The 19,311-nt window shown below is 43.0% G+C and carries 17 protein-coding genes; 12 read left to right on the top strand and 5 right to left on the bottom strand.

The annotated features are described in order from the left end of the window. Positions 1–81 precede the first annotated feature (81 nt). From DQQ10_RS23100 to DQQ10_RS23065, 8 genes are read left to right on the top strand one after another with little or no spacing between them, the layout of a single operon-like run. A complete protein-coding gene (locus DQQ10_RS23100; protein WP_112749304.1) occupies positions 82–582 on the top strand; it encodes an RNA polymerase sigma factor in 501 nt (166 codons plus the stop codon). A 27-nt stretch (positions 583–609) separates the two neighbouring features. Then, a complete protein-coding gene (locus tag DQQ10_RS23095; protein ID WP_112749303.1) occupies positions 610–2,097 on the top strand; it encodes a phytoene desaturase family protein in 1,488 nt (495 codons plus the stop codon). Further along, the gene (locus DQQ10_RS23090) at positions 2,094–2,930 is read left to right on the top strand and encodes a phytoene/squalene synthase family protein (protein ID WP_112749302.1); all 837 of its coding nucleotides are present in this window, start codon (positions 2,094–2,096) and stop codon (positions 2,928–2,930) included. Before DQQ10_RS23095 ends, DQQ10_RS23090 begins: the two co-directional genes overlap by 4 nt. Next, a complete protein-coding gene (gene idi / locus DQQ10_RS23085) occupies positions 2,930–3,445 on the top strand; it encodes an isopentenyl-diphosphate Delta-isomerase (protein ID WP_112749301.1) in 516 nt (171 codons plus the stop codon). The genes DQQ10_RS23090 and idi overlap by 1 nt, the downstream gene beginning before the upstream one ends. A gap of 30 nt (positions 3,446–3,475) precedes the next feature. Further along, complete coding sequence (locus tag DQQ10_RS23080; RefSeq protein WP_112749300.1) at positions 3,476–4,798, top strand: cryptochrome/photolyase family protein; 1,323 nt, start codon at positions 3,476–3,478, stop codon at positions 4,796–4,798. Between the two features lie 6 nt (positions 4,799–4,804). Next, a complete protein-coding gene (locus DQQ10_RS23075; protein WP_112749299.1) occupies positions 4,805–5,290 on the top strand; it encodes an SRPBCC family protein in 486 nt (161 codons plus the stop codon). Between the two features lie 3 nt (positions 5,291–5,293). After that, entirely contained in the window at positions 5,294–5,788 is a 495-nt protein-coding gene (locus DQQ10_RS23070) for a sterol desaturase family protein (RefSeq protein WP_112749298.1), read from the top strand. A gap of 9 nt (positions 5,789–5,797) precedes the next feature. Further along, on the top strand, positions 5,798–6,520 hold the full coding sequence (locus DQQ10_RS23065; RefSeq protein ID WP_112749297.1) for a lycopene cyclase domain-containing protein: 723 nt from the start codon (positions 5,798–5,800) through the stop codon (positions 6,518–6,520). Positions 6,521–6,574: 54 nt separating this feature from the next. On the opposite strand, the gene DQQ10_RS23060 is transcribed toward DQQ10_RS23065, so the two are convergent. The 5 genes from DQQ10_RS23060 to DQQ10_RS23040 form a co-directional block, all read right to left on the bottom strand. Continuing rightward, positions 6,575–6,841, bottom strand: coding sequence for a hypothetical protein (locus tag DQQ10_RS23060; RefSeq protein WP_133259738.1), 267 nt, complete (start codon positions 6,839–6,841; stop codon positions 6,575–6,577). Between the two features lie 147 nt (positions 6,842–6,988). Further along, the gene (locus tag DQQ10_RS23055) at positions 6,989–9,394 is read right to left on the bottom strand and encodes an ABC transporter permease (RefSeq protein WP_112749295.1); all 2,406 of its coding nucleotides are present in this window, start codon (positions 9,392–9,394) and stop codon (positions 6,989–6,991) included. A 103-nt stretch (positions 9,395–9,497) separates the two neighbouring features. After that, a complete protein-coding gene (locus DQQ10_RS23050) occupies positions 9,498–11,870 on the bottom strand; it encodes an ABC transporter permease (protein WP_112749294.1) in 2,373 nt (790 codons plus the stop codon). Positions 11,871–12,041: 171 nt separating this feature from the next. Continuing rightward, positions 12,042–12,731, bottom strand: coding sequence for an ABC transporter ATP-binding protein (locus DQQ10_RS23045; protein WP_112749293.1), 690 nt, complete (start codon positions 12,729–12,731; stop codon positions 12,042–12,044). Between the two features lie 102 nt (positions 12,732–12,833). Further along, positions 12,834–14,084 (bottom strand): efflux RND transporter periplasmic adaptor subunit, encoded by a 1,251-nt coding sequence (locus DQQ10_RS23040; RefSeq protein WP_112749292.1) that lies wholly within the window; start codon positions 14,082–14,084, stop codon positions 12,834–12,836. Between the two features lie 325 nt (positions 14,085–14,409). Here DQQ10_RS23040 and DQQ10_RS23035 point away from each other — a divergent pair, with 325 nt between their 5' ends. The 4 genes from DQQ10_RS23035 (at position 14,410) to DQQ10_RS23020 (ending at position 19,311) form a co-directional block, all read left to right on the top strand. Next, a complete protein-coding gene (locus tag DQQ10_RS23035) occupies positions 14,410–15,789 on the top strand; it encodes a sigma-54-dependent transcriptional regulator (protein ID WP_112749291.1) in 1,380 nt (459 codons plus the stop codon). Between the two features lie 197 nt (positions 15,790–15,986). Then, positions 15,987–16,490 (top strand): nuclear transport factor 2 family protein, encoded by a 504-nt coding sequence (locus DQQ10_RS23030; RefSeq protein WP_112749290.1) that lies wholly within the window; start codon positions 15,987–15,989, stop codon positions 16,488–16,490. A gap of 527 nt (positions 16,491–17,017) precedes the next feature. Then, positions 17,018–18,202 (top strand): aspartate aminotransferase family protein, encoded by a 1,185-nt coding sequence (locus tag DQQ10_RS23025; RefSeq protein ID WP_112749289.1) that lies wholly within the window; start codon positions 17,018–17,020, stop codon positions 18,200–18,202. 8 nt (positions 18,203–18,210) lie between these two features. Then, a complete protein-coding gene (locus tag DQQ10_RS23020) occupies positions 18,211–19,311 on the top strand; it encodes an AI-2E family transporter (protein ID WP_112749288.1) in 1,101 nt (366 codons plus the stop codon).

Below are 19,311 nucleotides of genomic sequence, written 5' to 3'. Positions count from 1 at the left end.
TTTATTAAACATTATATACCATAATTGCGTCTTTGCCCTATATTTGTTTAACATTTAAAACGAACAATTAAACATAAAGTCATGACCGCCATTGAATTTTCATACAAAATTGCAAGTCTGCGGAGCACTCTTCAGACTTTCACAAAACGCTTTACCCGCGACAAAGAGGAGTCACATGACCTCGTACAAGACACTTTATTAAAGGCGTTGACCTATCGTGACAAATTCAAAGAAGACACAAATTTGAAAGGCTGGCTGTTCACGATCATGCGTAACACCTTTATCAACAACTATAGGCGTGTGCAGCGCGAACGTACAAGTCATGATCGGACAAAAGATCTTTATTATCTAAATGTTGAAGAAGACTACACCTTCAACAGACCACAGGAAAGTGTTGAGTTCAAAGAAATTTGGCAGAACGTAAACCACATTAAGGACGAGTTTCTTACGCCATTCAAAATGTACACTTCTGGTTATAAGTATCACGAGATTGCCGAACATCTTCATATACCGATTGGTACGGTGAAGAACCGTATTTTTCATGCACGCAAGGAAATCCAAAAAAGATTACAAGGATATTAATTAACTTCCTGCTTACCTTATAAAGCTATGAGTAGAATCGGCGTGATTGGATCTGGATTCGCTGGACTTTCATCGGCGTGCTTTCTAGCAAAGGCCGGATTCGATGTAACCCTATTTGAAAAGAACGACTCGATCGGTGGACGTGCGCGAAAGTTTACATCTGCTGGATTTACTTTCGACATGGGCCCAAGTTGGTATTGGATGCCTGATGTTTTTGACAAATTTTTTCACGCCTTTGGCTTCGACACAAAAGATTTTTACTCGCTTAAAAGATTAGATCCATCTTATCGCGTTGTCTACGGGAAAGATGACTATCTCGATATCCCCGCAGGAGAAGATGCGCTTTGTAAACTATTCGAAAGCATTGAACCGGGAAGCGCCCAGCAACTTCGCAAGTTTTTGCAAGAGGGGAAATTCAAATATGATGTTGGCATCAAGGATCTCGTGTACAAACCTGGCCTTTCATTGACTGAATTTTTTGACATTAAGTTGATGCGAGACGCTGCACGGTTACATGTTTTCAGCTCAATATCTTCATACATCAGAAAATTCTTCAAGAATCCACGCCTGATACAACTGCTTGAATTTCCTGTTCTCTTCCTAGGTGCCACACCCGAAAAGACACCCGCACTTTATAGCTTGATGAACTACGCCGACATGTCGTTAGGAACATGGTATCCAATGGGTGGCATGCATAGAGTGATCGACGCGATGGCTACCATTGCCAAAAAAAGCGGTGTAAAAATCGAACTTTCTTCCACCGTGCAGCAACTTGAAATGAATGGCGTCGGCGCAAAAGGCCTTGTTGTCAATGAACAATTCAGACCATTCGACTATATTGTTGCCGGTGCCGACTATCATCACGTTGAACAACATTTGATTCCTGTAAAGTACAGACGATACGATGCGCGTTATTGGGACAACAGAACGCTTGCGCCGTCGAGCCTGATATACTTTTTAGGGGTGAACAAACGCATCAAAGGACTCTTGCATCACACTCTATTTTTCGATCAAGATTTTAAAATACACGCAAAAGAAATTTACGAGCAACCGCAATGGCCCTCGGCGCCACAGTTTTATGTTTCATGTCCATCGAAGACAGACGACAGCGTGGCCCCAGTAGACTCGGAGAATATTTTTATTCTTATTCCTGTTGCTCCTGGTTTGAATGATACCGAGGCTGTGCGCAACACATACTTCGACCTTGTGATGGAAAGACTCGAGGCGCTTACCGGTGAATCGATCCGCGACCATATTGTTTTTAAACGAAGCTACGCGCACAATGATTTTATTTCCGATTACAACGCGTTTAAAGGAAATGCATATGGCCTTGCCAACACACTCCGGCAAACGGCTAATCTTAAACCGTCCATTATAAACAAAAAAATAAATAACCTGTTTTATACAGGACAGCTGACTGTTCCCGGACCAGGCGTACCACCATCCATTATTTCGGGTGAAGTGGTTGCTAATGAATTGATCAAAAGACATCAGCAAACAAAAAGTCGCTTATGAAAGAACTCTTCGACAAAGTATCCGTGCGTTGCAGTAGGCTAACGACCAAAATGTATAGCACGTCATTTTCATTAGGCATCCGTTGTTTAGATCATTCACTTCGCGATCCAATCTATGCGATCTACGGATTTGTGCGTTTTGCCGATGAGATCGTCGACACTTTTCATGACTATGATAAGGATACACTCCTCAAACGATTTAAAGCAGAGACCTATCTAGCGATTCAAGAAAAGATTAGCTTAAATCCTATTCTTAATAGTTTTCAAGCAACGGTGAATAAATATAACATTGGCCACGACGTTATCGAACAGTTTCTAAAAAGCATGGAGATGGATCTCTTATGCAAAGAGCACGATCAAAAATCGTATGAAAATTACATCCTAGGGTCTGCTGAAGTTGTTGGATTAATGTGTTTGAAAGTGTTTTGCAATGGCAACGAAGAAAATTATAATAAGCTTACCCCTTTTGCGATGCGTTTAGGAGCTGCTTTCCAAAAAATAAACTTTCTTCGTGACTTGAATGCGGACTATGCGGGAATGGGACGAAGCTATTTTCCGGGCGTCAACCTGGACCATTTTACAGAAGAGTGTAAGCGGCAAATTGAAGTGCAAATCAAAGACGATTTCGATGAAGGATATAAAGGAATAAAACAACTTCCCAAGTCCGCCAGGTTCGGCGTGTACGTAGCCTATGTTTATTACAAAGCACTCTTCAACAAAATTAAGAATACGCCATCGGAGCTGGTGATGCGGCACCGAATTAGAATTAGAAATCGGCATAAGGCTGGTCTATTGGCCTATTCATTTGTTAAACATCAACTGAATTTGATTTAATGGAAAAAGTAATACTTGTAGATGAAGCCGACAATGCGATAGGGACCATGGAAAAGATGGAAGCGCATCGCAGTGGAAAACTTCATCGCGCCTTTTCAATTCTACTTTTTAATGACAAGGGGGAACTGCTTCTCCAAAAGAGAGCAAAGAAAAAATATCATAGTGGTGGTTTGTGGACGAACACGTGTTGCAGCCACCCCCTACCAGACGAATCGATGGATGACGCAGCGCGGAGAAAGTTAAACCAAGAAATGGGTATCGATCTGCAAGCGAAGTTCGCGTACAAATTTATCTATACGGCAAAACTCGACCAAGGGCTTACTGAACACGAACTCGACTATGTCTACTTCGGACAGTACAACAACGTTCCGAATGTAAACCCAGACGAAGTGGAAGATTGGAAATACATCAACATCGGTTCATTGAAAGACGACATCAAACGTCATCCTGAGCAATACACCGAATGGTTTAAATTGATTATCAACCATGGCGAGTACCAACACTACACGCTATGAGATGCCGCATCACTAAGTATTATCTATTTGATGTGGTCTAATGAACAGCTGTTTGAGATCATTAAACCTGAAGACACGATCTTCTGGTTTCGAAGAGATTTGCGTCTTGATGATAACGCTGGCCTCTATCGCGCCTTGCATGGCAACAGTAAAGTCGTACCCATTTTCATTTTTGATTCAGTAATCTTAAACGAACTGGAGGATAAGAATGATCGACGTGTTGACTTCATCTATCAGTCGTTGCTTCAACTGAAGTCACAGCTTGAAGAACTCGGCTCTTCGTTGCTCATCTTTTATGGTGATCCAATAAAATTGTATGACCGGCTTCACGCGAAGGCTGTTTATACAAACCATGACTTTGAACCATATGCGATCAAGCGTGACGATCAAGTGAAGGCGTTGCTGATGAAAAAAAACATTGCTTTTCATCACTTCAAAGATCACGTCATCTTTGAAAAGGACGAAGTCATAAAAGATGATGGGAAGCCCTATACTATTTTTACGCCTTACAGTAAAAAGTGGAAAGCCAAGCTGAACAAGTTCTTTCTCAAATCGTATCCTACAGAAAAGTACTTCAATAACTTTAAAAAGTTTAAGAAGGTAAATACACCCTCGCTTCAAGATATCGGTTTTGGAAAAAGTGATGCTTATTTTCCACCACGGGTAATTTCACAGGCCATTATTCAAAACTATCACAAGACGCGCGACTATCCGGCTATTAAGGGAACAACGCGGCTGAGTGTTCATCTTCGTTTTGGAACGGTAAGCATCCGAAAACTCGCGCAGATCGCTTTGAAAAAGAATGAAGTTTGGTTAAATGAATTAATCTGGCGCGACTTCTATGCGATGATCCTTTTCCATTTTCCGCACGTTGTGAATAAGGCTTTCAAGCCAGCATACGATCAAATTCGCTGGCGGAATAATGAGAAAGAATTTGAGAAATGGTGTGACGGAAAAACCGGCTATCCAATCGTCGATGCTGGCATGCGCGAATTGAATGCAACAGGATTTATGCATAACAGGGTGAGGATGATTACCGCGAGTTTCCTTGTCAAGCATCTCCTTATCGATTGGCGCTGGGGAGAAGCTTATTTTGCGCGACAACTATTAGATTACGACTTAGCCTCAAACAATGGTGGATGGCAATGGGCTGCGAGTTCTGGATGCGACGCAGCACCGTATTTCCGCGTGTTCAACCCAGAATTACAAACCGATAAGTTTGACGCGGACCACAAATACATCAAGCAGTGGGTTCCCGAATGGGGCACACCAAAATATCCAGCCCCGGTAGTAGACCATAAGATTGCGCGTGAACGTGTATTGGAAACTTATAAGAAAGCTTTAAACGATTAGTGGAGAATGAAAATATATCACCTGAAGCGAACGCAATTTCTTCCGATTTCAATTCAAGAGGCATGGACATTCTTTTCATCGCCAGCCAATCTTGGCGCCATTACTCCACCGCGAATGAAATTTCATATCGTGTCGATTTCGGGAGGTGAAAAAATGTACGCTGGTCAATTGATTCGCTACAAGATCAAACTATTCCCTTGGTGGACATTGCATTGGGTTACTGAGATAACACATGTTAACGAACCTCATCATTTCGTTGACGACCAACGGTTCGGCCCTTATGCACTTTGGCATCACCAACATTCTTTTTCAGAAGACAATGGCGGAACGTTGATGACAGATGAATTGCATTATGCAATACCCTTTGGCGTGATCGGTCAGTTGGCCAATTGGCTTTTTGTAGGACGCGAGGTAAGTCGTATTTTTGACTACAGGTTCGAAACGTTAAAAACATATTTCGATAAGAAAACTGATCACGATTTTAAACATTAGAACATGAGTATACTTACAATCATACTGTGTGCTTTCATCGTGATTGCAACATTTCTGTTTTGGGAATTCGTAGCGTGGTTTTCACATAAATATATTATGCATGGCTTCTTATGGGTGTGGCACAAATCCCATCACACCGTGCACAACCACGAACTAGAACGCAATGATTTGTTCGCTGTTGTTTTCAGCATTCCTTCGATCGCAATTTTCTACTATTTCACAATCGTACATTACAATCCATATATGATTGCCGTCGGGATAGGAATTTTATGCTATGGGATTTTCTATTTCATTTTCCACGACATCATTGTTCACCAGCGGATACGTTGGCGTCCGGTGAAAAGGAGCCGTTACCTTCAACGAATGATCAACGCGCATTACGTTCATCATGCAAAACACACGAAAGAAGACTGTGAAGCATTCGGTTTTTTGTATGCGCCGAAGAAATATGAGCCAAAAATATTTAGCTTTAAGCAAAACCGTCAAGAAACTCAATAGTATCATCCATTGAACCCCAAATATTTATATCTCACAATCGACATCCTCACGATTCTTGTCCCCTTTCTTGCGAGCTTTTACCCTAAAGCGCCATTTTACAAGAAATGGAAATACTTGCTTCCAGCGATCGCCATACCGGCAATAATCTTCCTCGTCTGGGATGAAGTATTCACCCAAGCCAATATTTGGGGATTCCGAAACGAGTATGTCACCGGTTGGTATATCGGCACACTCCCACTTGAGGAAGTACTTTTCTTCATCTGCATTCCTTACGCCTGCGTATTCACGTACTTTGCATTGAATCACTTAATGGAAAATGATTTCCTTTATCCTCATCACGAGCTGATATCGAGCGCCCTCATTGTGACATTGCTTGTAATCGGCGCGGCCTATATGGAAAGACTTTATACGGGCATCACATTCATTATGCTCGCGTTCTTCCTAGCGTGGTCTGTATTAAAATTGCGTCCGCGTTACATGGGAAGATTTTATTTTGCTTACGCCGTCATTCTCATTCCTTTTTTTATCGTGAATGGAATTCTCACAGGATCATTTATCGAAGGTGAAGTAGTTTGGTACAACAACACGCATAATCTTGGCATCCGCATTGGCACGATCCCAGTAGAAGATATCTTTTATGGAATGCTTTTGATTCTATCGAATGTAGCTATCTATGAGTGGCTACAAGAAAAAGCATCCAGTCTAAGTTGGCGTAAGTCTCACCGGAATTGACAAAATAAAAAAGCCCTCCATCACGAGGGCCTTTCATTCTCACTTATAACAGTCCTACATCGCTTCAGCAAGTGCAGGCTTTTTAACTTTCTTCGCTTTTTTGATTTTCGGCGCGGCATCGGCACGTTCAAGCTTGCGTTTTTTCTTTTCTTCACGCTTCATCATATCTGAATAAACCGTCGCCAATTTCTTAGCGTTTCTATAAATCAGTTTCTTAACCTTCTTTGTTGGTTCAGGCAATGCGAGACGACTAATGGCTTCTTGAAGCGTATCATTGATAAGCCCCTTCAATTCCTTCTTAGATGACTTTTGTTTTTCCATGTCCATTGTTAATTGGGAACGTAAAATAGTAAATGAAAACCCGATAACTCGGTTCTTAACAAAAACTTAACATTGGGTATTCGGCGAATCAACGTGAAAAGGTACCCTTTCGAGTACCTTCTGTTTATATTGTCGATGAATAAAAGATTATTCGTATCGAATGGAATTGATCGGATTGGCTACCGCAGCTTTAATAGCCTGGTAGCTTATGGTAAGCCACGCCACAAGGGCCGCCACAACACCACTCGTAACGAAAACCCAAATCGGAACGGGTATTCTAAATGCAAACGACTCCAGCCACCCATTCATCACATACCATGCCGGCACCACGGCAAGGAGAAATGCAACGGCTACCAATACCATAAATTCGCGCGATAATAATAAGCTCAGATTCGTTACTGATGCACCCATTACTTTCCGGATACCAATTTCTTTCGTGCGTTGCTCTGCCATAAATGCCGCCAATCCAAATAAGCCCATACAGGCAACTAAGATGGCTAGCGCTGTAAGAACGGTGGCTAACTTTCCTAATCGTTGCTCTTCACGGAAGATCTCATCGAAACTTTCATCCAAGAATACATATTCAAAAGGTTCACCACTCGCTTGTTTTTTCCAAAGTTCCTCCGCCGCAGCGATCGCTTCTTGAGGTGCACCCTTGTATCGTATTTGTAAAGTGTTATTCACATCTGATAACATGATAATCAGTGGACGTACCTGCGATTTTAACGTCTCGAAGTTAAAGTTCTTTACGACGCCAACCACCGTTAGTGTATCCGGACTATTCCCTTGATAAGACACGATCTTCCGGTTCAAAGGATCAGTCCAGCCAAATTCTTTCACCGTTGCCTCGTTAATGATACAAGCCAAACTGTCCGTTGGAAAGTCTTTCGAATAATAGCGTCCATCAGCCAATTCAAATTTCATAACTTTTTGATGATCGTGATCTGCCCAGTAGCAACCAAGGATTTTATCCTCCACCGTTCCATTCGCGCGAAATACTGAATTGCTAGAAACACCTGGAAAAATATTATTAGAATAACTCGCTGACTCTATACTGGTATGGCGGAGTAGTTCATTTTTAAAAGCTTCACGGCCTTTATCGAGGCGTGCCATATTTCGCAAAATCAAAACGTTGTGTTTGTCCAAACCAAGATTTTTCTCTTGCATGAACCGAAGTTGTTGATAAACAACGCCTGTACAAATAATCAACACAATCGAAATCCAGAATTGAAACACCACTAAGAAACTGCGAATACCTTTACTCTTTGCTCCTGCTCTAACCTTGCCTTTCAATACTTCAACTGCATTAAATGATGTCAAGTAGAACGCTGGGTAACTTCCTGCAATCAAACCCACCACCACAATCAAAGCTGCAATGGCTAATAAAAACGGACCAGACAAAAGGAGTCCAAATGATAATTCCTTCCCTGACAATAAATTAAACGAAGGCAGAAGTGCATACACGGCAAGCAAAGAAATTACTGCGGCGATGATGGTATAAATCACAGATTCAGCAAGGAATTGTCCGATCAAATGACTTCTGAATGACCCTAATGTTTTTCGAAGTCCTACTTCTTTCGCGCGACCTGCAGAACGCGCAGTCGATAAATTCATGAAGTTTATACAAGCGATTAACAAAACAAATATTCCTATCGCACCTAAAACATAAACGTATTTGATGTCGCCATGCACGGCAATGTCGTGTTCCAAATGAGGCACATACAAATGCGTATCGGTCATAGCGAATGAGTAGTATCCGTACTTACCGCCGTTCTTCACAAAATTTTCGAAGCTCATTCCGAGGAACTTCTCCAACTCGGCGCCTACATTCCGTATCGTAATCGCTTCCAATTTTTTGTCAATATCAGCTACCGATACTTGCGCGTTCTTTCGATAGTAGGTATGTAATGAGTTGTTTGTCCAAACAGGTTGTCTAAAAAAGTCTCCTTGCGACCCTGCTAATAAGACGTCAAACTTGATGTGTGAATTCCCTGGCGGTTCTTCACAAATGCCGGTTATCTTGTAGGCTTTGTTATCGTCTCCTACACTGAGCATTTTACCAATCGCTTCTTCTGTTCCGAAATATTTACTTGCAACAGCGCGCGTCACAACCATGGTGTTAGGCTCCATGAGTACTTTTGACGGATCGCCTTCAATGAGTTCGAAAGAAAAGAATTGAAAAAAGTTTGAATCAACCATCATCACGTGTTGCTCCATGAACGATTTATCTTCATTTCGGATCACCGTGTTTCGCCATTGCCAAATACGTGTCGCTGCTTCAACGCCTGGAATCTCCTGCACGAGTGCATCAGCCAACGGCGTACAAGTAGTTGTTGACTTAATTTCTTGGTCACCAAGTTTCCCATCCAGCGCAACACGATAAATGTTATCGTTATCGCGATGAAACTTGTCATAGCTCAGATCGTCAGCAATGTACATGCCCACCAGCAAACACACCGTTAGCCCAATAGCAAGACCGACAATGTTTATTGCCGAGAAGAACTTGTGCTTCATGATCGTTCTTAACGCGACAGTGAAATAGTTTTTTAGCATATGGTTATTGAGTTGAGTTCAAAAGAATTGTGGTAACCCGATATAAGACGCCTCGCCTATGCATCAGGTTACCACAACAGTAAATTTAATTTTATCGAGAATACTATTCCACGCGCAGCGTATTGACAGGGTTTGTTGCAGCCGCTCCCAGTACTTTTGCACCGATCGTTATTGCTGATGTAATGAACATCAACACGATTGCAATAACAAAAGTTAATGAACCTGTTGCCTGATAATAGTCCCAAATGCTATCCATGAGCGCATCAACCAACAACGCGCTGAGAAAACATCCCAACAGTGCAGCAACGCTCAAAATGATCGCGAATTCCGCGTTGATGATGCGGCTGATATTTCCAACGGATGCCCCGAGTACTTTTCTCACACCTATCTCCTTCATACGTTTGATGATATTCAACGAAACCAATGTAAACAACCCCGTGGCTGATAACATCAGCGCTACAACGCCCAAGAAGACAAATATCTTCACGATGTTGTTGTTTACAGTATAGGCCTCGATCATAATCTCATTAATGTATCTGCCGTTATAAAGTCTATTGGGAAATACTTCCCGCCATTGCGATTCCATGAACGTATTCACGGTTGTAGCTTTTTCCACCGGCACATTAACGATCACGTGTGTGTATTTTTCCTTATTGGCATATCGGATCATCATGGGCTGAGTCTCGCGCCACAATCCCTGTGTATACACATCTTTTACAACCCCAACAACGTAAAGCTTTACGGAATCATGCCAGATAATTTCCTTACCAAGCGGTTTATCCCAGTTGAATGTAGCCGCAAATTTTTCGGTGATGATAATCGACTCTTTCTGATCCGTTTCAGAATCCTTTTCGAAATCACGTCCATCCAACAAGGTAAGCCCCATCGTTTTCAAATAGTGATCTCCCACATTTATCGCTTCTACTTCTGTTTGTTTGGATTGATATTTCACTGGCGTAGAATACCGCGACGAATAAACACTATGCTCCGATCCCGCAATGCCTAGAATATCTTTGTTCTCCAGCAACGCATTTCGATACACTTCGAACTCACTACCGTTATCGACGTACGCAATGATGATACCGTCTTGATTAACACCAAGATCGAAGTCGCGTTGATATATAGAGTTTTGATAAAACGCAATCGCACAAACTAATCCAATAAATGAAAAAGTATATTGTAGTCCGAGCAGCACTCTTGTAAACCAGTTAGTACCACCAAAACGAAGTTTACCTTTTAAAATGCTTACGGGCTCGAAGTTGCTGATGTATAGGGCGGGATATCCGCCTGAAATAAGTCCGGTAAACAACAGCATACCCAATAAAAACAAAACGATCCCAGGATTGTCTTGGTAGTGCGAAGTAATCTTCATCTCTTCCCAAAGTGAATTCCAAGCATTGATCAATAATTCTCCCATGAACAATCCAATGATTAACGCGATGGCACAAATGAACATTGTCTCGCCAATAAATTGAACTACGAGCTGCATGCGCATACTGCCCATTACTTTCCGAACGCCTATTTCTTTTAGTCTGCGCGACGAAATGGCAATGGAAGTATTGGTCATATTAAAACATGCGATCAATAATAAAAGGACGGCCATGAAAATCGGTGCTATCACAGCCGGTATCGGGTTCGACTCGCGGGTATCAGCCCAGGTATCTGTTGCCCGATCACGATGCGCCATGCCTTCAAATGGCTCAACAACATAGGCTTGAATTTGAAAATCTTCACGAACCTTGTTGTGATTCGTTTTATATTGTTGCAGCTGCGCCGTAATCGTGTTGACACGTGTTGGATCATCCACCTGCAAGAACAGTGTCGTTTGAGCGCGCCAATCATCGCGCTTCAGGTTTTTATCGTCATCAAACACGTTTTCAAAATTCGCATATGAAGAACGTTGAAAGCTTGAGTTCTTTGGTTGATTCTTAAAAACGCCGGCTACTTGAAATTCTTTGAGATCGTTTCCAATTACCTGTGTCACCATTTTTCCTACAACATCTTGCGAGCCAAACAATCGCATCGCCATTTCCTGGCTGACAAAAAGTTTAGACTTATCTTTCAAATCTGCCGGCTTACCGGAGAGTAACTCAAACGAAAACATTTCAAAGAAATCAGGATCGACATAACCAAGGTCTGCATAGAAGAGGTTATCGCCTATTTTAAAATTTGACCACGACAGTGAAAATCGCGTCGACTTTGATGCATCTGGTATCGTCTGCTGAACAATTTCGCCCAAAGGAAAAGAAGCATGAGAATGTAATCGCGTTTGCCCTTCAAATTCACGCGTCATGCTAACACGATAAATCTTTTCTTTGTTGGTATGGTGTGCATCCCAACTTGCATCGTGCTCCCAGTTAAAATAAGCAACAATGCAACAGCCAATACCGATGGCCATGCCGAATATGTTGATGAAGAGAAAAAGCTTATTCTTCATCATACTTCTTAGCGTGATCAGTAGAAAGTTCTTGATCATATGGGTGAGGGTGTATGTTTTTTCAAAAGCGATATCGCGTTAAAGGAGTTCGCGGAGAGAAGCTGGTTCCGTCGAAGTAGAAAGATAAAAGAGAGAAAATAAAAGAGACATCAGGTACTGATGAAAGGCCACGATCACCTGATGTCTCTTTAACGAATTCTTTAGAAAAGACTAAATATGGAAAGCTTTCTGTGTATTTTCAGTTACAACTTTTCCATCGAACAAGTTGATGATACGGTGTGCATAGTTTGCATCATACGGAGAGTGCGTTACCATCACAATCGTTGTTCCTTCTTCGTTCAACTGAGAGAGGAGTTTCATCACTTCTTCGCCGTTGGCAGAGTCCAAGTTACCTGTAGGCTCATCGGCGAGGATCACTCTCGGCTTGGCAACGATGGCGCGCGAAATCGCTACACGTTGTTGCTGACCACCCGACAACTGTTGCGGGAAGTGATTTCTTCTATGCATAATATTCATGCGCTCCAACACCTCTTCTACACGTTGCTTACGCTCCGCTGCCGGTACTTTCATGTACAGTAATGGAAGCTCTACGTTTTCAAATACGGTAAGCTCATCGATCAAGTTGAAGCTTTGGAAAACGAAACCTATAGAACCTTTGCGTAATTGCGCGCGCTGACGCTCTGAGTATTTCGCAACTTCATGTTCGCCGAAGAAGTACTCACCCCCTGAAGGATTGTCAAGCAAGCCAAGGATGTTCAGCAACGTAGATTTTCCGCAACCTGACGGTCCCATGATAGCGACGAATTCGCCTTCTTTTATTTCTACATTAATGCTGTTAAGCGCTGTTGTCTCCACTTCTTCGGTGGTGTACACTTTTTCAAGGTTTTTAAGTTTGATCATGGCTGGTGTTTTAAATAATGGTTATCGATTAATTCCTTATATACTGTGTCTTTTTCGAATCGTTACATCGTTTGACAACATTTCGATGCGATAGGTTACATTTTAGTTGAGTACGAGCACTTCACTCGTTCCAAAATTTTCGTAGGAAGATGTGATCACTTTATCGCCAGGCTGTAATCCTTCTAGCACTTCAAAGTATTCGTTGCCACTTCTACGGCCCAACTTAATCGGACGTTTCTCTGCCTTGTTATCGGCTGTTAATACAAAGATTGAATTTCCGCCGGTGTCCTTGAAAAATCCGCCTACTGGCAGCAACAATTCCTCGGAAGTCTGACCTAATCCAATTCTTAAACGAACTGACTGACCTCTTCTGATACCACTTGGCAAGTCGCCGGTAAAATTCATATCCACCTCAAATCGTCCATTTTGAATGGTTGGATAAATATACGTGATCTCCAAAGTATAGTCCTTATTGTTCAGTGTTGTCGTCGCGATCAATCCGGTAGAAATTCTTGGCAAGTAAATCTCATCGATCGGTACTTTCACTTTATAACTACCCACTACATCCACTTGGCCGAGACGTTGACCTCCTGTCACGTTTTGTCCCGCGTCCAACTGTGGTCTTGAAAGTTGACCATCCATCGGGGCGCGGATCACCAGGTTATCCAAAATTCTTCCTACCCCATCCAAGTTTTCGCCCATGCGATACTCGGCAGAATTCAACTCACGAAGTTGTCGAATACGATCTACTGAGTCTGCACGGTAACCACCATAGGTGATATCACGACGCTGGATGTTATACTTATAGTCAGCCTGAGTTTTTTCAAACTGCTGCTTAGAGATCAGCTTTTTTTCAAATAGTTGCTTCTCTCGTAAATATTGTGGTTCAAGAATCGCCAATTGCCCGTCAATTTCCGCCAACATACGACGTTGCTCCAAGTCATTTCTGGTAATGGCAAGTCTGGTATCACGAACGCGGGTAATACTTTCGTTCAGAGCAGCTTCTCGTGCTAAGACATCCAACTCACGGTTAAGGTTGCTTAACTCAAGAATAACGTCGCCTTTTTTTAGCATGGCGCCACTTTCAGCTACCACTCTTTTAATCGTTCCCCCTTCAACAGCATCAAGATATACTGTACGGCTAGGCTCAACAGTACCCGTTTGCGGAATCCACTCTTGGAAATTTCCACGCTTAACCTCAGAGATTGTGATCTTGTCTTTATCAATTTTCAGCGTGCTTCGTCTATCGGCGAAGATGAGTTGATAAGCGACAACAATTACAAATAGAGAGATACCTCCAAACGTGGCAATACGCTTTAACGTCCACTTCTTCTTGACAATCTGTTTATCCATTGGTTAAGTTTTTTGCTTCGGGGTTTCACCTCATTTCGATATCGATAGAGAAGATTCCCTGGACAGCCGGATGCCAACAAGCGTGCCAAGCACAGAATCTCGCTTTCTACTACAGGAATCGCATAATTTGAGAAGAATGGGCGTCCGGTGTTCGTTCAACCGTGAACGGATCTGTCCGCAATCGAACGCTATCGGACAGTCGATTCATTTGAAAACCGGCATTTTGATGCCAGAAAAGCGACTAACAGTTTCGGTATGGCCTTTGCCCGGTACCGGACATGATGTTTGTATTTGTACACCTAAATCATCCGAAATACCTTTTCTAATGGAACCAAAGCAAGGCAGAATTCTCATCGTAGACGACAATGAAGATTTATTAAAGGCAGCGAAAATGCACCTGAAGCGTCATTTCGCACAAGTCGATATAGAAAAAAATCCCGAAGCCATTCCTGCGCTCATGAACAACGAGGATTACGACGTCATCCTCCTCGACATGAACTTCACAAAAGATGTTAGCAGTGGTAGTGAAGGATATTATTGGCTTGAACGCATTCTTCAAATTGATCCCTCAGCAGTTGTCGTTTTGATAACAGCATACGGTGATGTTCAAATGGCCGTGAAAGCAATCAAAGCAGGTGCGACTGATTTTGTGTTGAAGCCTTGGGAGAATGAGAAATTGTTGGCTACACTTTATTCTTCGATGCGATTACGTGAGTCGCGTGATGTGATCGAAAATCTGAAGATCAAAAATCAGGAGATCAATCAAACATTGAATAATCGTTTCAGTGAAATCATCGGACAAAGCGCGGCGATGCAGAAAATCTTTCAAACCATCGAGCGTGTTGCCAAAACGGATGCTAATGTTTTGATCCTTGGAGAAAATGGAACAGGGAAAGAGTTAATCGCACGCGCCATTCATCGTAACTCATCGCGGCAAAAAGAAAACTTCGTCGGCGTTGACTTGGGATCCATCACCGAAACACTATTTGAAAGTGAACTCTTCGGTCACAAAAAAGGATCTTTTACCGATGCCAAAGAAGATCGTGCTGGACGTTTTGAATTGGCCAATAACGGAACCCTCTTCCTCGATGAGATCGGAAATCTTTCAATGCCGCTTCAAGCAAAGCTACTTACGGTATTGCAAAACAGAAGAGTAAGTCGTGTGGGATCAAATAAAGATACGGCTGTAGATCTTCGGTTAATCTGTGCAACGAATATGCCATTGTACGACATGGTGAAGGAGAATCGCTTTCGTCAAGATCTTCTTTACAGGATCAACACCATCGAGATTGAAATCCCTGCACTACGAGAACGCTTCGAAGACATTCCGCTGTTAGCAAATCACTTCTTAAGACATTATGCAGCGAAGTACGAAAAGTCTGTCAACAAAATTAGTGAAGCCGCCATGTCGCGCATGCATAAACATCCGTGGCCAGGAAACATCCGCGAACTTCAACATGCTGTGGAACGCGCAGTCATCCTCAGCAACAGTAGCGTACTCCAGCCAGAAGATTTCACATTCACCGCATCTAGTGGAAAAGAAGAAGGCCAGCTGAGCCTAGAACAATACAATCTTGATGAAGTCGAAAAATTACTCATCCGAAAAGTATTGAAGAAGTATAACGGAAATATCACGCAAGCAGCCTCAGAACTAGGATTGACGCGATCATCGTTATACCGCCGATTGGAGAAACATGGCTTGTAGGCGATCACGTTTTACTGCTCTCCATAATTTTACCACGTCAAACTGCATCAGGACCGCGAGTGGCTCACTAGTCATTCGCGGTTTTTAACATTCTCCAACAACACGCTGCCGACGACAGAAAGCAGCCGATCCGTATAAGGATTGCTATCCGGCCGATATTCAATATTTTGCGGCCGTGTCGTTTAATCTCGCATGCAATGAAATCACTTCCAATTATTCTTGTGGCCACCTGTCTAATACTCGCCAGCTGCGCCTCGTCATCATCAGTCGCCATAGACCGGGCCACCCACGAGAAGGATATCAATTTACTAATCGACAGCTGGCATCGTGCTGCTGCCGAAGCGAAGGGTGATGTTTTCTTTGCCGCGATGGCTGAAGACGCCGTATACATCGGCACTGACGCGAGCGAGCGTTGGACGAAAGAACAGTTCTATTCTTTTGCAAAGCCCTACTTCGACAAAGGAAAAGCTTGGGACTTTAAACCTTACGATCGCGACCTTCATGTAACATCTCAAGGCGATTGTGCATGGTTCTCCGAACTTTTAACGACATGGATGGGAGTATGTCGTGGCTCTGGGGTGCTCCGAAAAACCCCAAACGGCTGGAAAATCGAACAATATCATCTCTCCGTAACAGTGCCGAATGATATTATCAGGGATTTTATTTCACTCGTCGACAGTTACAACATGCGGAAGCGTTAACAGCGCTTGATGTCGAATTTCATAACTCGCATTATTCCAATGCTTTAAGTGTAAAGCTACCGATGTATGGTTTAACCAATCTTTCGGTTGAAAACAGGGGTGTGTTTTTACGAATTTTGAATTGTTAAAAACAACCAACTATGCCTACTTACTCAAACTACCGCGCTGTATCCAACACAAGGATCTCTGGACGTTTAAGACAAGTTTTAATTTTGGCGCTCACTGTAGTGGCCGGCATTTTGATTTCTGTGACGGTAAATTCCTAAAGATAGTGAGCTTCGGCTCCCCCACGGAATCTCAACTCTGATCAGGTCATCAGGCCTCCTTAATGATCTGGACGTCGTCCTGGTCAGCGTTGAAATTCAATTTTTTAAGCTGGAACTGTACATTTTTTCATCTTCACACTGATTTTTTTAAGGTTAATTAGTTTCCGAAGCCCCGCCGCAAGCGGGGTTTCGGTTTTTATCGCACCAGCCTTTTCCTCCAACACATGCTGCTGCCAAAATCCAATTGCATAGTTTTGCCGGATGGAGTTCAGTCAAGACATCTTTCTAAACAACATCGCTCAAACTACACCCTTCCCTTACCTGATTAGCATTGCTCGTGCGGAGGGGATTTACCTCTACTCACCAGAAGGAAAACGCTACACCGACCTGATCTCAGGTATCGGCGTCAGCAATATCGGTCACCGACATCCCAAGGTTGTACAAGCCATAAAAGATCAAGTTGACAAACACCTGCATGTGATGGTGTATGGCGAATTCATCCAAGCTACACCAAACCTACTCGCACGTAAGCTCACCGAGCTACTTCCACCTTCGCTTCACTGCTGCTACTTTACCAACTCAGGTACAGAGGCTAACGAGGGCGCACTTAAACTCGCCAAGCGCTATACCGGAAGAACAGAGATCGTATCGTTCCGAAAATCTTATCACGGTAGTACACACGGCACCTTGAGTGTTTCAGGAAACGAAGTGAAGAAAGCTGCATTTCGCCCCCTACTACCGGATGTGAAATTTATAACCTTTAACCACTTACCCGACCTCCAACAGATAACAGATCGTACAGCATGCGTGATTATGGAAACGATTCAGGGCGACGCCGGCGTTCGTGTTCCAGATAAAGCATACATGAAAGCATTGCGAAAGCGTTGCAACGACACTGGCGCGTTGCTAATACTAGATGAAATTCAATGTGGCATGGGTAGAACAGGAAAGCTGTTTGCCTTTGAACATTTCGACATCGTACCCGATATTCTCACGATCGCGAAAGCTTTTGGTGGCGGTCTTCCCATAGGTGCCTTCATTGCCAGCAAAAGAATCATGGATACGTTAACACACGATCCGATGCTCGGACACATTACTACTTTCGGTGGTAATCCCGTGTGCTGCGCATCTGCCCTGGCAACGTTAGAGGTGCTTACTGCTGATCATTTAATCGAACAAGTCGAAGCGAAAGGGAAACTCATCGAATCGTTGCTCACACATCCGCATATCAAAGAGATTAGAAGAATAGGATTAATGTTCGCGATAGACTTCGACTCGGCAGAACGGGTTAATCGCATTGTCGAGAAAGGAAAAGAACTTGGCGTCATCTGCTATTGGTTCCTGTCACATCCTTACAGTTTTAGAATCGCACCGCCACTAACTATTACGGAGGAAGAAATCAGGGAATCGTGCGCGATGATTTTGCAGGCTATCGATAATGCTTAATTTAGGGGATGACGGAAAATACCCCTCGCTCCTTTGATAGACTCGATTACGTCTACAAGTTGATGGTCGTTGTTGCATTAACCATTGCGGCCATCATTCTCGCTAGCGACATCATCATTCCCATTGCTTTTGCCGGACTCTTCTCCATCATGGTGCTGCCTATCATCAAAAAAATGGAGCGCCGTAAAATTCCAACTTGGCTTTCGATTACCATTGTGCTCCTCGTCACCATAGTGATTTTCGGACTTTTCATATGGCTGATCATCGGTCAAATGGTTTCATTGGTGAATGACTTACCGAATCTGCAAGTCAAGTTTGATGCGTTCATTTCGAATCTACAGACCATGCTCCTTCGCGATTTTGGGATCAGTGGCGCTGAACAATCCGCCATGATTCGTGATCTGATGAAAACCTTTAGCGCCATGGCCGCGGGAATTTTGTTGGGTACAACGAATGCAATTTCAACGCTCGTACAAATTCCAATCTACATCTTCTTATTCTTAATCTATCGTCACAAGTTCCGTGACTTCTTCGTAAGTCTACTCCCCGGAAACGAAGACCTTGCCTGGAAGAAAGATGTGGAACGCGTCGTTCAAGGATATCTCTCCGGATTATTTCTTGTAACGTTAATCATTGCAACACTCAACGCGATAGGCTTGATGATCGTCGGTATCGATCACGCAATCTTCTTCGGTATACTCTCAGGCGTACTTACCATTATTCCTTATGTCGGTATCATTATCGGAGCCTTGTTCCCGATCGTGATGGCGTTGATCACAAAAGACAGTCTTTGGTATGCGATAGGCGTTGTGATCGTCTTTTCAATTGTTCAATTCCTGGAAGGTAATTTTATCACACCGAGGATAACCGGATCGAAAGTAAGTATCAATGCACTCGCGGCCATCGTTGCCTTGGTGATCGGTGGAAAAATCCTTGGCATCGCAGGTATGATCTTGGCGGTACCTGCTATCGGGCTAGTGAAAATTTTGATTTCACATTCGACACATCTGAAACACTTTGTGATTTTACTGGAAGATTCTTCTCCTAAAAAAGAGACTGTGCTTGAAGAAAGTGTAGAGGAGCCTATGCAGAGCTCCTCTCAAGAGTAA

This window comes from Pseudochryseolinea flava (assembly GCF_003286915.1).
In the GTDB taxonomy this organism is placed as follows: domain Bacteria; phylum Bacteroidota; class Bacteroidia; order Cytophagales; family Cyclobacteriaceae; genus Ohtaekwangia; species Ohtaekwangia flava.
This window is presented reverse-complemented; position numbering and strand designations above follow the sequence as displayed.

Excerpts from the sequence above, each read along its gene's own strand:
- DQQ10_RS23100 (WP_112749304.1), top strand. The coding sequence starts at position 82 with ATGACCGCCATTGAATTTTCATACAAAATTGCAAGTCTGCGGAGCACT.
- DQQ10_RS23095 (WP_112749303.1), top strand. The coding sequence starts at position 610 with ATGAGTAGAATCGGCGTGATTGGATCTGGATTCGCTGGACTTTCATCG.
- DQQ10_RS23090 (WP_112749302.1), top strand. The coding sequence starts at position 2,094 with ATGAAAGAACTCTTCGACAAAGTATCCGTGCGTTGCAGTAGGCTAACG.
- idi (WP_112749301.1), top strand. The coding sequence starts at position 2,930 with ATGGAAAAAGTAATACTTGTAGATGAAGCCGACAATGCGATAGGGACC.
- DQQ10_RS23080 (WP_112749300.1), top strand. The coding sequence starts at position 3,476 with ATGTGGTCTAATGAACAGCTGTTTGAGATCATTAAACCTGAAGACACG.
- DQQ10_RS23075 (WP_112749299.1), top strand. The coding sequence starts at position 4,805 with ATGAAAATATATCACCTGAAGCGAACGCAATTTCTTCCGATTTCAATT.
- DQQ10_RS23070 (WP_112749298.1), top strand. The coding sequence starts at position 5,294 with ATGAGTATACTTACAATCATACTGTGTGCTTTCATCGTGATTGCAACA.
- DQQ10_RS23060 (WP_133259738.1), bottom strand. The coding sequence starts at position 6,841 with ATGGAAAAACAAAAGTCATCTAAGAAGGAATTGAAGGGGCTTATCAAT.
- DQQ10_RS23055 (WP_112749295.1), bottom strand. The coding sequence starts at position 9,394 with ATGCTAAAAAACTATTTCACTGTCGCGTTAAGAACGATCATGAAGCAC.
- DQQ10_RS23050 (WP_112749294.1), bottom strand. The coding sequence starts at position 11,870 with ATGATCAAGAACTTTCTACTGATCACGCTAAGAAGTATGATGAAGAAT.
- DQQ10_RS23045 (WP_112749293.1), bottom strand. The coding sequence starts at position 12,731 with ATGATCAAACTTAAAAACCTTGAAAAAGTGTACACCACCGAAGAAGTG.
- DQQ10_RS23040 (WP_112749292.1), bottom strand. The coding sequence starts at position 14,084 with ATGGATAAACAGATTGTCAAGAAGAAGTGGACGTTAAAGCGTATTGCC.
- DQQ10_RS23035 (WP_112749291.1), top strand. The coding sequence starts at position 14,410 with ATGGAACCAAAGCAAGGCAGAATTCTCATCGTAGACGACAATGAAGAT.
- DQQ10_RS23030 (WP_112749290.1), top strand. The coding sequence starts at position 15,987 with ATGAAATCACTTCCAATTATTCTTGTGGCCACCTGTCTAATACTCGCC.
- DQQ10_RS23025 (WP_112749289.1), top strand. The coding sequence starts at position 17,018 with ATGGAGTTCAGTCAAGACATCTTTCTAAACAACATCGCTCAAACTACA.
- DQQ10_RS23020 (WP_112749288.1), top strand. The coding sequence starts at position 18,211 with ATGACGGAAAATACCCCTCGCTCCTTTGATAGACTCGATTACGTCTAC.